This window comes from Paenibacillus sp. P4_E11, assembly GCF_056401635.1.
The window spans coordinates 16,181-29,155 of the sequence record NZ_JBFUIX010000028.1 but is presented as its reverse complement, the minus strand read 5'-3'; the positions used below and the strand labels follow the sequence as shown (position 1 = coordinate 29,155).

The 12,975-nt window shown below is 52.8% G+C and carries 12 protein-coding genes; 6 read left to right on the top strand and 6 right to left on the bottom strand.

Annotation, left to right across the window (positions count from 1 at the left end):
* Positions 1–135: 135 nt before the first annotated feature.
* The 3 genes from AC1DWB_RS13185 to AC1DWB_RS13175 form a co-directional block, all read right to left on the bottom strand.
* Positions 136–1,110 (bottom strand): LacI family DNA-binding transcriptional regulator, encoded by a 975-nt coding sequence (locus AC1DWB_RS13185; protein WP_477541532.1) that lies wholly within the window; start codon positions 1,108–1,110, stop codon positions 136–138.
* 168 nt (positions 1,111–1,278) lie between these two features.
* Positions 1,279–2,352 carry an alpha/beta hydrolase family protein gene (locus AC1DWB_RS13180; protein WP_477541531.1) on the bottom strand — a complete coding sequence of 358 codons (1,074 nt, stop codon included), beginning with the start codon at positions 2,350–2,352 and terminating at the stop codon, positions 1,279–1,281.
* Positions 2,333–3,574, bottom strand: a complete 1,242-nt coding sequence (locus tag AC1DWB_RS13175) for a Gfo/Idh/MocA family protein (RefSeq protein WP_477541530.1) — start codon at positions 3,572–3,574, stop codon at positions 2,333–2,335. The genes AC1DWB_RS13180 and AC1DWB_RS13175 overlap by 20 nt, the downstream gene beginning before the upstream one ends.
* A 135-nt stretch (positions 3,575–3,709) precedes the next feature.
* On the opposite strand from AC1DWB_RS13175, the gene AC1DWB_RS13170 reads away from it, so the two are divergent.
* Both AC1DWB_RS13170 and AC1DWB_RS13165 read left to right on the top strand, forming a co-directional pair.
* Positions 3,710–4,096, top strand: coding sequence for a GNAT family N-acetyltransferase (locus AC1DWB_RS13170; RefSeq protein WP_477541529.1), 387 nt, complete (start codon positions 3,710–3,712; stop codon positions 4,094–4,096).
* A 3-nt stretch (positions 4,097–4,099) separates the two neighbouring features.
* On the top strand, positions 4,100–4,633 hold the full coding sequence (locus AC1DWB_RS13165; RefSeq protein WP_477541528.1) for a GNAT family N-acetyltransferase: 534 nt from the start codon (positions 4,100–4,102) through the stop codon (positions 4,631–4,633).
* Between the two features lie 306 nt (positions 4,634–4,939).
* On the opposite strand, the gene AC1DWB_RS13160 is transcribed toward AC1DWB_RS13165, so the two are convergent.
* Positions 4,940–6,751, bottom strand: coding sequence for a DEAD/DEAH box helicase (locus AC1DWB_RS13160; protein ID WP_477541527.1), 1,812 nt, complete (start codon positions 6,749–6,751; stop codon positions 4,940–4,942).
* Positions 6,752–7,219: 468 nt separating this feature from the next.
* Positions 7,220–8,071 carry a MurR/RpiR family transcriptional regulator gene (locus AC1DWB_RS13155; protein ID WP_477541526.1) on the bottom strand — a complete coding sequence of 284 codons (852 nt, stop codon included), beginning with the start codon at positions 8,069–8,071 and terminating at the stop codon, positions 7,220–7,222.
* A 314-nt stretch (positions 8,072–8,385) separates the two neighbouring features.
* On the opposite strand from AC1DWB_RS13155, the gene AC1DWB_RS13150 reads away from it, so the two are divergent.
* From AC1DWB_RS13150 to AC1DWB_RS13135, 4 genes are read left to right on the top strand one after another with little or no spacing between them, the layout of a single operon-like run.
* Complete coding sequence (locus tag AC1DWB_RS13150) at positions 8,386–9,417, top strand: HD domain-containing phosphohydrolase (RefSeq protein ID WP_477541525.1); 1,032 nt, start codon at positions 8,386–8,388, stop codon at positions 9,415–9,417.
* A gap of 31 nt (positions 9,418–9,448) precedes the next feature.
* Positions 9,449–10,000: a heme NO-binding domain-containing protein gene (locus AC1DWB_RS13145; protein WP_477541524.1), complete on the top strand. Its 552-nt coding sequence runs from the start codon at positions 9,449–9,451 to the stop codon at positions 9,998–10,000.
* Between the two features lie 3 nt (positions 10,001–10,003).
* Positions 10,004–11,746 (top strand): hybrid sensor histidine kinase/response regulator, encoded by a 1,743-nt coding sequence (locus AC1DWB_RS13140; RefSeq protein ID WP_477541523.1) that lies wholly within the window; start codon positions 10,004–10,006, stop codon positions 11,744–11,746.
* Positions 11,739–12,101: a response regulator gene (locus AC1DWB_RS13135; RefSeq protein ID WP_477541522.1), complete on the top strand. Its 363-nt coding sequence runs from the start codon at positions 11,739–11,741 to the stop codon at positions 12,099–12,101. The genes AC1DWB_RS13140 and AC1DWB_RS13135 overlap by 8 nt, the downstream gene beginning before the upstream one ends.
* A gap of 22 nt (positions 12,102–12,123) precedes the next feature.
* Here AC1DWB_RS13135 and AC1DWB_RS13130 read toward each other — a convergent pair whose 3' ends face one another.
* On the bottom strand, positions 12,124–12,921 hold the full coding sequence (locus tag AC1DWB_RS13130) for an SDR family NAD(P)-dependent oxidoreductase (protein ID WP_477541521.1): 798 nt from the start codon (positions 12,919–12,921) through the stop codon (positions 12,124–12,126).
* Between the last annotated feature and the right edge of the window lie 54 nt (positions 12,922–12,975).

The following is a 12,975-nucleotide window of genomic DNA, read 5'->3' as shown; positions in this document are numbered from 1 at the left end:
CTCTCACCGTCGCCACCTGAATCTGATTCCTGCTAGCTCACGGAAGACTCTCACCCCTTTCGCTATAATCTGGAACCAATTGATAGTAATCGATTTCTATATACTTAAAAAAACTTAAAGCTATTGTCATTGCTGCTAGCCTTGCCACGGAATCGTGGAGCCTCTCACAGTCACTGTACAAGCTACTTCCTCTTCCACCCACTCGTTCTTGGCCTTCAAATCGGCATTCCTTGTCAAAATATCCAATGTGCGCTTCGCTAAGTACTCGACAGAAGGTCCGGCAGTCGTAAGCGGCACATCAAAAGCTTCAAGCTCCGGTATATCATCATATACAACGAGCGACAATTGCTCCGGTACCTTCAGATTCAACTCACGTACCAGCCGGGCTGTCGGGAACCAGCTACCTTGGCTGTCGATGACGAGTGCACTTGGTCTGTCGATCAGGCTCATCATGTCCACAAACTTTTGCTTGAAGGACGGATGAGACGGGTCCATTATTAAGTCGTGACGATAGTCCAGCTTGCATTCCGCTACACCTTGCATATATCCGTTAAATTTGTGCAGATCGTTCTCACCGATATAGGCCACTCTGCGATGACCCAATTGTGCCAAATGACTGATCGCATTCCGAAGAGCGCCGATTCTGTCAATCGATAGACTATGGGTTCGTTCGCTCTTCCAGCCGCCTAATAAGAGCATCTCACCGCGGAACTTCTCCTTCTCCTGCAAAAATTCCAACGTTGGGTTCCAATCTGACCGCCAGTACACGATATAATCGACGAAATATCGGTTGAACATGCGCATCGCTTCTTCCGCTCCTGCCATAGAGAAGATGACTTGCAGCCCGCGCTTCGCCGCTTCCTTCTGGATCTCGAAGCTCAAGTCATAGAAGAACAGCCCCTTCTTGCTAGGCCATATCAACCCGAGCATACTCGGCTGCTTCTGAGCCAGCTTCTTGGCCGCCAGGCTCGGCACGTAATTCATCTGTTCAGCGATCTTCTTAATGACTTTCCGCTTCTCTTCACTCACACCCGGTTCGTCGTTCAACGCCCGGGACACGGTTACGAACGTAACTCCAGCCTCTCGTGCAATATCTTTGATCGTAACCATGCCGTCGCGTCTCCCTTGATCTCATTCTACGTCCAGTATAGTATCTTAGGTTTAATTTTACAATACTTAATTAAATATAAACAAAAATAAAGCTCTTTGAGTAAACGTTTAAGTTGTGGACATAAAAATACGCCAGCCGTGGTCCCTACTAGGATGTCCTTGTCAGGGTCATCCTAGCGAGGTACAGCTGTTTACGGGAAGCGCTTGGCGAATGAGCGGCTCTCCACCTAATGTCAACGTATATTCACACTCTATCTCGCAGTATAGCTCGAATGCACCCTTCTCCATATCGTACTCTAGGGTGGCTACCTTATCGATTGAATCGAGTACGACGGAGAACAGTCGAGTAAATACATAACCGGCTACCGTCAACTTACCCTTGTCAGGCAAGTGTACAAGCGAACGATGCGCGCATCGGTTTTCTTCGCTCTCAGCAGCGATTAGTACCATCATCTCCTCTGTCGCGTTCCCCCAATGTCCCTTTGCTCCTACACCTGGCAGTTCTCGGTAACGTACGAGGCCGTTCTTGCCGACTTCAGCGGCCTTGGTAACGAACCGTCTCGAATGCACAGATGGAACGCGAGCGTCGGTATCCCCGTGGACCACATAGATCGGAGTGCATAGATTGTCGACAGTCGTAAGCCCGCTGCGAGACCGGTAAGCCATTGGATTCGCATCCGGGCTGCAGCCAATCCAGACGTCCAGTTCATCGCGGAACTCGCCGACCTGATCTTGCTCGTACCAGAGTGCGTAATCGGACATGCCGCATAAGGAAGTAGCTGCCGCGAATGCGTCGGGAAATTTGCCTACGATAGCAAATGCATTGCCTCCGCCTCCACTTCCGGCCTCGAAGTACACAACATCCGGATCCGCAATATAGTCTGCATAATGGAGGCGGGCATACACTATGGCGTCCATGACGTCATACAGCTCCCAGCCGTTGCAGTCCGCTTCGCCTTCGGAATGGGGCCGCCCACGCATATCGACTTCGATCCGCAAATAGGCGTTATCGACTAGAGGCTGCTCCATCGGCTTAAAGCCTGTAATGCCCATATGCCAGCCGTGTGTACTCGCTAAGATATAGCCCGGTTTATCCGGCTTCACTATACGAGCGGCCAGCTGAATGCCCGGCGTTCGGGAAGATTCGTAAAAGATGAAATCACAATAAGGCGACGTCTGATTCACCTTCTTGTTCGTTTGTTTCTCTAGACGAATCCGATCCTCATATTGCTCGTACGCCATCGATAGTCCTCACTGCAGGTTCAGCCAACAATTCCGCGATGCTCACGGGATTGCCTGAGGCAATAGAGACGTTGGCGGCGGCTCCGATCAGAAGTGACATGGCGCCCGCCAAACTTCCTGCTTGCTGGCCAAGCGGGTCTTCCTTGTCTCCGACGAATAACATCCGACGCAACCGCTCGTCACTGCCGCCATGCCCCCCGGAAGAAACAGGTATACGGTGCTCCACCGTTTCGCCATTTGGTTTAGTTATCCGAATCTTATAGGCGTTATCCTGTTTATGGGAGTGGTCGCTGATTTCCATACGGCCTTCGCTGCCTTGAAGGGTAGCTTTCCAGCCTTCAACCGGACTGTACGCCACCAGCGAATACGTCAGCATGGGACCGTCTTGGTACTGCACATGAGCAGACATCGTATCGTAAATATTGATCCGCTCGCCGAAGACGCACTGATCGCGGAAATAACCGTCTTCCTGTTCCGCTTGCAAATAATAGCGGTTAACAATTTCATTCTTGGTTATATCGAAGTAAAACTCACAGGACTCCTTGTGCTCGCATGTCAGGCAACGCTCCCCTCGTTTCTCACGAGTCGGTCCATAAAACACCCGCTTGCCGAAGGCATGCACTTTCTCTGGATGACGGTCCAGCAGCCAATTGATCATGTCAAAGTGATGCGTTGATTTGTGTACAAGCAGACCACCGCTGTATTCCATCTGCGCATGCCATCTGCGGAAGTAATCCGCGCCGTGCGACCGATCCAGGAACCATTCCAACGCAACATGATGAACATCTCCAATTACTCGCTGCAGCAGCAGTTCCTTGATCTTGGCCACATAGGGAACGAATCGCATATTGAACGTGACCATGAGTTTCCGGCCTGTTCTTCGCTCGGTCTCAAGAATGTCCCGGCACTTCTCGGCGTCAATCGTCATTGGCTTCTCGGAAATGACATCGCAGCCCGCCTCCATAGCTGCAATGATGTAAGTATGGTGAGTGGAATCGGAACTGGCTATAACAACTGTGTCCGGTCGGACGCTCTGCAGCATCGTGTCGAAATCATCATAGATTGGCACCCCTCCGCATTCCTCGCTGAGCGCTTGCGCCCGGACGGAATTCGGGTCATAGATTCCTCCGAACAAGATGAAATCCTTCAGTTCTTTCACAAAGGGAAGAGCAAACATAGCTCGCGCTCGTCCACCTGCCCCGACTAAAACGACTGTTTTCATGCTTGACTCCTTTCAAAAACAGATAGTAAAATTAGGATAGTAATCGATTTCTGTTTCAGTTTATCACAGCCCTCATTTTTTGCCAACGCCCTTTTTACAGAACTGAACTCTTTATCTGAACGGAGTGATTATGCCGTGGAACAACCTCAGTCAGAATTCACGTTGGGACGATTACTCGATTGCACATTCGCTCAAGCATTGATGCTGCAAAATCGCGGCTTCGAGGGCTACTACTCATACAAGCCGACCACAATGGAGAAATTGCTAGCTAAGTTCACCACTCATGGGATTCGTCCTGAATTGTCCGTAGTGGCGTTCGATGGGGCGCTTCCCATCGGCTTCGTATGGATTGCTACCAAGCAGATTGGTGGCATGCAGATCGGGCGGAACGGCGGAACGGGCGTTATTTCCGAATATCGGGGTAAAGGTGTCGCCAAGGCGATGATGCAGGAAGTACGACGAATCATAGACGACTCCAACATGGACCAAGTTACATTGGAGGTCGTGACGAAGAACGCCTAAGCGTTGACTGCTTATCAGAAAGCAGGCTTCGTCATCGTGGACCAACTAATTGGCATGATTCGATCCGATGCCTTTCCTGCCGATTTCGGGTCTGGTCCACCTGCTGCCTATCGGATTCACTTGGATGAACCTAAGGCGATTATGGAAATTCCATTTGCCACTCCGAGGGTCGCTTGGGAATGCATGTGGCACAATGTACGGAATGGAACGACGGCGATCGCGAGAGACTCCGCAGGGAATGCGGTCGGGTACGCCTTGTACAAACGAGAAACGGACAACAACGGAGTTGTCTCGCATATCAACCTGCTGCAGTGTGCTGTAGCCCCGGATCGTTCGGATCGGGATTCCTTGTATCGCGCCCTGCTCTCTCAAGTGTTCGGGCCCCTTGATGTGGCCTGCGTCCGCCGTACCAGCGATTTGTCCATGTCGGACCACGTCCTGATCGATCTCTTGAAGGAGCTTGGATTCGAGACTATTTATGAGCAGTATCTGATGGTCGTGGACAAGAATAGATTAGAATCGTCGGGAGAAAGGTAGGGGAATACGTGATGAAACCTAGCGAAGAGGTAGTCCGGGGGCTACATTATCGAGCTATACCTAAAAATGTGGCACTTTTTGCAACATTTCAGAGGAAACCGTTGACTGAAGACTGAAATGTGGCACAAAATGCAACATTTTTGAGTGAACTTCGAATTTCTGTGTTGAAATGTTGCATTTTGTGCCACATTTTGACCTTGGAGGGGCCTAGAATGGAATGAATGTTGCATTTTATGCCACATTTATTGGTTGAGGAAATAAAGAAAGCAGCCGTGCAATTACCGGCTGCTTTCTCTGATATGTGCCTTAACGCCCTCGCGAAGGTCCACGTCCCGAGCCGCGTTCGCTGTTGCCCTGCGGACGTCCGCTTCCACGGCGGTCGCTACCTCTACCTGCATTGCCTCCGCGTTGTCCACCTGCGCCGCTGGCCTCTGGCCGGCTACCGCTACGGCCGCCTGCGTCACCCGCTGATGCGGGGCGGCCACCGGCTCTTGCACCGCCGCTGCGGCGCTCCGCTCCTTCGCTTGCTCCCACGCGACTGTCGCCGCGGCGACCGCCTGCGCGTGCTCCGCTATCGCGTCGCTCGCCGCCTGCCGCACCGCCGCGACGCGGCGCGCCTGCTCCGGCGCGTCCGCTGCGGCCATCTCGCGCCTCGCCTCCCTCGCGAACACCGCCGCTGTCGCGTCGAGCGCCGCGCTTCTCGGCGCCTTCGCCCGCGATGCCTCGCGCGCCGTAGCGCGGCTCGACCTCGCCGCCCGCATCGCGGCCGCTCGCTCTCGCGCCGAAGCCAGTCGCGCTAGCTCCCGCGCGTGCGTTGCGCCCGCCGCCTGCGGCCGCGCTTCCGCGCCGTGCCCCGCCACGCGCGCCACGCTTGTCGGCGCCCTCGCTTGCTCCGCCTCGCCCAGCCCCGCGACGCGGGCCTCGCGACTCGCTGCTCGCTGCACGACTGCCACGCCCGGCCAGCTTCACAGCGGCTGTACGCTTCGTGCCGCTCGCCAACAAGCTGCCTTCGGCGTTACGACGCTCCAGCGTCTTGCCTATGCCTTTCTCCAACTGCAGCACGGAGAGTCGGTCACGCGGCGTCACGAACAACAGCGCCATTCCGGTCTCACCAGCACGACCTGTTCGCCCAATTCGGTGAATATAGCTCTCCGTATCATGAGGGAGATCGAAATTATACACATGCGTGACACCTTCAATGTCCAATCCTCTGGCTGCCACATCCGTAGCTACCAACACCTGCAGCTTCGCCGCCCGGAACCGCTTGAGCACTTGCTCCCGCTTCGCCTGGGATAAGTCGCCGTGAAGCTCATCGGCTTCTACACCGTTCTCCTGCAGCTTTTTAGTTAAAAAGCCGGCACCCTTCTTCGTCCGACAAAACACGATAGCCAAGTAAGGCTTATGCTCTTCCAGCAAACGCACCAAAGCATCCGGCTTATCCGCATCTGTTGTTTCAATAATAGACTGGCGAATCTCATCCAACGTGACGTGCTTGCTCTGAATTTTCACTTCTTCCGGCTTCTTCATATAACGAGTAGCCAGAGCGCGCACTTGCTGGGGCATCGTGGCCGAGAACAGCATCGTCTGCCGCTTCTCCGACGTTTCAGCCAGGAGGGCTTCGGTATCGTCCAGAAACCCCATCCGCATAATTTCGTCAGCTTCATCCAGCACGAGCATTTTCACACCGGACAGCACGATAGTTCCTCTTTTTACGTGGTCGAGCAACCGTCCCGGCGTCCCTACTACAAGATGGGTTACCCCTTCGAGTTTCTTAATCTGCCTGTCAAGATCCTGTCCACCATAGGCTGACAAGACACTCACGCCTACCACATCAGATAATCGCTGCAGCTCTTTTGTAATCTGCAAAGCGAGTTCCCTAGTCGGCGTAATGATCAATCCTTGCAGAAACGGTCGATTCGGTTCAATTAGTTCCAGCATAGGCAACAGAAATGCCAGTGTTTTCCCTGTACCCGTCTGCGCTTGAGCTATTATATCTTTTCCCTCTAAGAGGAGGGGAATCGCCTGGGCTTGAATCGGAGTCGGTTCGGACACACCATACTCCTTCATCTTCTGCGTCAATTGTTTCCGTATCCCTAGTCTTTCAAAATCTGTAACCATGTTAGGCCACCACCGCTTTCTCACACTTTATCCTTCAAACTATACCATACCCACTTGGTTCCTACAAAAAAATGACTTTCGCTTCAAACCAGTCAGTGTAGTTCGGCACAATAACCCTTTGCGGAATAAACCAAACCGACGGCTAAGAAGGAACGCTAGCACTGTCAGAATGCCGTGAACATCGCTCGTGCGTGAGGCAGGCAGATGATTGGAGCACATATAAAAATTTTGTTTATGAATGGGTTGATGAGGTGCGGATAGATTCGAATGGGGATAGGAATGGGGGGGATGAAAGTGCAAGATGTGTTTTCATCGTAACTACAAAAGTCTTTACTCTGTTGCAAATCAATGCAGGCGATTAACGCGGAAAATCCGCGCTACAGCCCTCCCAGCGCGCTTGCTGTCGCAGCGCATCGCACACAAAAACGGTTCGAATGCATACATTCGAACCGTCATCCATCACACAGCTTAAGTTCGCTTCGTCCGACTAACCGCAAGCCGCGTTTTTTCCAACAGCGGGATGACCTTCTCGTGCTGACGGCTCGCAATCGTAATGAACAGGATGTCCACCACATTCAACTGGGCGATCCGGGAAGCCATGGCACCGCTGCGAATACTCTGCTCTACTGAGCTGGTGAACAGCCGAATGTCACCCAACTCCGCTACAGGCGTCGTCCCGAACTTCGTCAGCGTAATGATGGTAGCCCCTTGCTTCTTGGCCTCACTCAACGATTGAATGATGTCTTCGGTCTGCCCTGAATGAGAGATGCCGAACGCCACATCTTTTCCCGTCAAGCTGCCGGCCGAAGTAAGCTGCGCATGATAATCCGTATATGCCTGGCACCACCAGTTAATGCGGCTGAACTTCTGATATATGTCGGCGGCTATGACAGCGGAAGCGCCCACTCCGTATATATCGATTTTGCGAGCCGAGGATAAGGCAATGGCCGCCCGCTCCACTTCTGTAGCTGATAGTACGGTTTGCGTATCTTGAATCGATTGCTTGTTATTATTGCTAACAGCCTGCATGATGGATTCGATCGAGCCGCCCATCTTGATCTCTTCGTATGTTCCAGTTGGGACGTTCGACGTTAAGTCCCCAGCTACACGCAGCTTCAAATCCTGATAGCCCGTCATATTCAATGTTTTGGACAGCCGAATGATGGTCGCTTCCGATACGCCACTAAGCTCGGCCAGCTTTTGTACCGAATATTTAACAATTTCCTTGGGATTCTCCAAGATGTATTCGGCCACTTTTCGTTCCGATGGCTTTAATTGATCCAGAATAGCCCTTAAGGCCACTAATCCTCCGTTAAGCATATGCACCACCTCTTTTTCATCCAGAGTATCCGTTAGGTTATAAAGTAAGCTTATACGAAAGAACATATAAGTGTAAATACAGGCTCCCCAAAATAACCACACAAAGTGACGTAGGCTTTCGAAGCAAATACCATGGCGAAGCCCCTTTACGGGGACCCCGGATCTTATACATTTTATCATGTCAAAAAAAGTAACCCTTGTTCCTTCTATAATGTACGATCAACCCCGTGAGCGGAAGGAAATTCCGTTTCCCCGTTGAACTATTGTAGTGGAGCACATCACAACAAGGACGGTACAAACCGAGGTGTCGCACAATGGAACATAAATGGTTACAGAACGCATCCATCCTCATTATGGATGACCAAACGTTCAACATTGAATTATTGGAACGGATTCTCCGAAGAGCCGGGTTCCTCAACCTGACGAGTTCCACGGATCCTACTCAATTGGAGTCGCTCTTCCAGCAGCAGCGGCCGGACATCGTCTTGCTCGATCTTCATATGCCGGTAATCGATGGGTTCGCCGCACTCGCTCAGATCAATCAAGATGTTGCGGAAGATGATTACTTACCTGTGCTGATCCTTACGGCGGACGTTACACCGGAAGCGAAGCAAAGAGCGCTGCGCGAAGGGGCTCATGACTTCCTGACGAAACCATTCGATCGAAGCGAGGTCGTCCTTCGTATTACGAACTTGTTGAAAACCCGATTTCTACACCTTCAACTGCAACAGCACAATCAGCATTTGGAGCGAAAAGTATCGGAGCGGACTGCCGAGCTGGAGAAAGCTCAGTTCGAAATATTACGGATATTAGCACGATCAGCGGAGTATCGAGATGATGTTACAGGTGAGCATACGCACCGGGTCGGTCGATTGTCTGGTCTGACGGCACAAGCCTTGGGCATGAGCGAGGATGAATGTCTACAGATTGAATTCGCTGCAACCTTGCACGATATAGGGAAGATAGGGATTCCGGACATGATCCTGCTGAAGCCTGGTAAGTTCACCGAAGAAGAATTCGAGAAGATGAAGACCCATACGACGATTGGCGCCGGCATTATTGGCGATGCTTCCTTTCCCATCCTGCGGAAGGCTGCTGAGATTGCCGAATGCCATCATGAGAAGTGGGACGGTTCTGGGTACCCGAATGGCTTGAGCGAGGAACAAATTCCACTTTCCGGACGGATAGTTGCCATTGCCGATTTCTTCGATGCACTAAGTCACGAACGCCCTTATAAGGCCGCCTGGCCCCGTGAGCAAGTGATCGCCGAAATTTTGAAGCAAAAAGGAGCGCATTTCGACCCCGTTGTGACCGATGCCTTCTTATCCGTTATTATCTCGAAGTAACTAGCATGATCAAATTGGAGGAGAAGTACGCATGAAGGGCATGGTATTCACAACGTTTTTGGAAATGGTAGAGGAAAAGTTCTCGCTGGAGTTGGCCGACAAAATTATCGCTGCGTCCAATGTTCCTTCCGGGGGAGCGTACACATCGCTCGGCACCTACTCACACCAGGAAATCATCAGTCTGGTCAATCAGCTTAGCAAAGAAACAGGAATCGACGTATCCGTACTGGTCAAAGCATTCGGTGAATACTTATTCACACAGTTGGCCGCAGGACATCCCCAATTGGTCAATACCAATGAGCCTGTCTTCGACTTCCTCAGCCACGTAGATACTTATATTCACGTAGAGGTGCGTAAGCTGTATCCGGATGCCGAGCTACCTACATTTACTTATGAAACACCTGCCCCTAACGTACTGGTCATGATCTATCGTTCGTCCCGTCCGTTCGCGGATTTGGCTGAAGGCTTGATTAACGGCGCCGTTCAGCATTTCGGCGAACCTATTGCGCTTGAGAGAGTGGATCTGGTGGACGAGCAAGGCAGCGCAACCCGGTTCACAATGACGAAACAGGAGCTGGAATAACCGATGGAGGAACTCGATCTGCTGCGTCGTCAACTGGAGAGGGAGAAACGTGCACGCAAAGCGGCTGAAGAGATCGCCGAGCAAAAGACGAGAGAGCTCTACTCCACCAATAATGAACTGAAGGATATGAACAATCATCTCGAGGAGCTGGTCAAGGAACGTACGGCCGACTTGATCGCAGCCCGGGATGAAGCGATCGAAGCAAGCAAGATCAAGAGTCAATTTCTAGCCAACATGAGTCATGAACTCCGCACCCCTCTTAATGCCATTATCGGCTACAGCGAAATGCTGGAGGAGGAAGCGAGCGACTTGGGAGAACCTGCGTTTGCCGAGGATCTCAAAAAAATACATGCGTCCGGTAAACACCTGCTCTCCCTCATTAACGACATTCTCGACTTGTCCAAGATCGAGGCCGGGAAGATGGACCTGTACCTTGAAGTGTGCGAGCTGGAAGGCTTCATCCGTGATGTGGCGGCCACTGTGGAGCCTCTCGTCAACAAGAATGGAAACCAGCTGACGATCAGTGGAGTTCCCGGCTTCTTCCGTACCGACGTGACGAAGCTGCGTCAGATTATTCTGAATCTGCTCAGCAATGCCTCCAAATTCACGGAGAACGGTCTCATTCGACTGGAAGTGTCACAGGCATCGGATATGAACAAATCCGGTTTCCTGTTCCGCGTCACCGATGAGGGGATCGGCATGACACCTGAACAAATCGATAGGCTGTTCGCAGCATTCACCCAAGCCGATCTCTCCACGACACGCAAATACGGCGGTACCGGTCTTGGACTCGCCATCAGTCAACGATTCGCCGGCATGCTCGGAGGCTATATTCAGGCCGAGAGCACAATCGGCGAAGGCAGCACGTTCACCGTCTGGTTGCCGAACATCGACGAAATGGACCTCAACGGCGCGGATAATCTGGATAAGTCGAACAATCAGCAGGAAACGATTGAAGGAGAATCGCGGCTGACCGTACTGATCATCGACGACGATATGGACATGCTGAAGCTGCTGCAGCGCCATCTGCAGCGAGAACGAATATCCGCCTTGCTCGCACTGAACGGCAAGGATGGTCTGCAGCTCGCTCGCGAGCATAAGCCGGACGCCATTCTGCTCGACGTCATGATGCCAGGCATGGACGGCTGGTCCGTGCTCACGACACTGAAGAAGGAAACCGATCCGGAGGTTGCGGCAATCCCCGTCATCCTGCTGTCCATTACCGACGATCGTAAGCTCGGATTCGCGCTGGGTGCAGCGGAATACTTGGTGAAGCCAGTGCAGCGTGACCGGTTGATGTCCATCATCAATCAATATGTAACGAAGCATGATGCTGGGAATGTACTCGTCATCGAAGATGATGTTCCTACCTCGGAGATGATGACGAAGATGCTGAAGCGAGAAGGCTATGAAGTGTCACGAGCCGGCAATGGTCGCATCGCACTGGAACAGCTGTCGAAGTCGATCCCCCAGTTGATCTTGTTGGACTTGATGATGCCGGAGATGGATGGCTTCCAGTTCGTAGCTGAACTGCGGAAGCACCCGGAGTGGTATTCCGTTCCGGTTGTAGTCATTACCGCGAAGACGATTACGAAGGAAGACAAGGACCGGTTGAATGGCCGCGTGGCGAACATTCTCCAGAAGGGGCAATCGTCTACAAGTGACCTGCTGCAAGAGGTGCAACGATTAATTAAGCAATCCTCTCGTACCAACAGCGAAGGAGAAGGAGAGTCTGCCCATGACTAAAGTACTCATCATCGAAGATAATGAAATGAACCGCGACATGCTCTCGAGGCGCTTGCAGCGCAAAGGCTATGAAATAGAGGTCGCGGTGGATGGCGAAGAAGGGATTCGCAAAGCAACCGAGCTTCTTCCCGATCTGATCTTGATGGACATGAGCCTACCGGTCCGGGACGGTTGGTCGGCGACCCGCTACCTGAAGGACAACCCCACCACACGCGGCATTCCGGTCATCGCCTTGACTGCACATGCCATGAGCAGCGACCGCGAGAAAGCGATGGAAGCCGGTTGCGACGACTACGACACGAAGCCGGTCGACTTGAACCGGCTGTTGTCGAAGATGGAAGCTTTTCTCGGCTAGCCTGCTGCATTAGTCAGAACCGTTAATCCAATATCAAGCCACTGGTCAGGTTCGCTACCGTTCCAGTCATAGCTGCGGCATGATCGGAAGCCATGAAGGACGCTGTGTTCGCAACCTCAGCAAGCGTCGGAAGCCGCTTCAGCAGTGTACCGCCCGCTGCGCCCTTCAGCATCTCCTCGATCGTGACGCCAGCGCGCTCCGCGACAGGGCGGAACACATCCCGACAGTGGGAGCCAATCGCCGCCGCTTCAGGAATCGCATGGGACCGGATGCAGATTACGCGGATGCCGTCAGGTGCGAGCTCGCCTGCGAGATGGCGGGTGAATGCTTCGATCCCAGCACACGTGACACTATGTCCCATGTACCCAGGTCCCGGCATTCGCGACACTGGCGTTGAGAGCGTGAGGATTACGCCTGATCCCTTCTTCGCCATATGCCGGGCCGTTGCCTTCGCCGTGATGAAGTTGGTCCGCGTGTAACCGGCGATCGGGTACGCGTAGTCCTCCAGGGACAGTTCCGCGAAAGGCGTACCCTGAACGTGAACGATCCCGACAGCATTCAAGGTAATGTCGATGCCACCCGCCTTCTCGGCCACAGCATCAGCATGCTTCTCGACCGACCGTTCGTCATGGGCATCGACTTGCGCGATCTCGGCCATTCCTCCTGCGGCGACGATCTCACTTGCGACCGCGTCGAGGGTGGCAAGCGTCCGACCGGCGAGGAACACCTTCGCTCCTTCGCGGGCGAATGCGCGGGCAACTGCACCCCCGATCGCTCCTCCTCCTCCGTAAATCACGGCATTCTTGTGCTTAAGCAACATATTTATCTAGCCTCCTTTCCTACTATCATAACTTGTACCGTGAGTTGCGGTTTC

Excerpts from the sequence above, each read along its gene's own strand:
- AC1DWB_RS13185 (WP_477541532.1), bottom strand. The coding sequence starts at position 1,110 with ATGGTTACGATCAAAGATATTGCACGAGAGGCTGGAGTTACGTTCGTA.
- AC1DWB_RS13180 (WP_477541531.1), bottom strand. The coding sequence starts at position 2,352 with ATGGCGTACGAGCAATATGAGGATCGGATTCGTCTAGAGAAACAAACG.
- AC1DWB_RS13175 (WP_477541530.1), bottom strand. The coding sequence starts at position 3,574 with ATGAAAACAGTCGTTTTAGTCGGGGCAGGTGGACGAGCGCGAGCTATG.
- AC1DWB_RS13160 (WP_477541527.1), bottom strand. The coding sequence starts at position 6,751 with ATGGTTACAGATTTTGAAAGACTAGGGATACGGAAACAATTGACGCAG.
- AC1DWB_RS13155 (WP_477541526.1), bottom strand. The coding sequence starts at position 8,071 with ATGCTTAACGGAGGATTAGTGGCCTTAAGGGCTATTCTGGATCAATTA.
- AC1DWB_RS13150 (WP_477541525.1), top strand. The coding sequence starts at position 8,386 with ATGGAACATAAATGGTTACAGAACGCATCCATCCTCATTATGGATGAC.
- AC1DWB_RS13145 (WP_477541524.1), top strand. The coding sequence starts at position 9,449 with ATGAAGGGCATGGTATTCACAACGTTTTTGGAAATGGTAGAGGAAAAG.
- AC1DWB_RS13140 (WP_477541523.1), top strand. The coding sequence starts at position 10,004 with ATGGAGGAACTCGATCTGCTGCGTCGTCAACTGGAGAGGGAGAAACGT.
- AC1DWB_RS13135 (WP_477541522.1), top strand. The coding sequence starts at position 11,739 with ATGACTAAAGTACTCATCATCGAAGATAATGAAATGAACCGCGACATG.
- AC1DWB_RS13130 (WP_477541521.1), bottom strand. The coding sequence starts at position 12,921 with ATGTTGCTTAAGCACAAGAATGCCGTGATTTACGGAGGAGGAGGAGCG.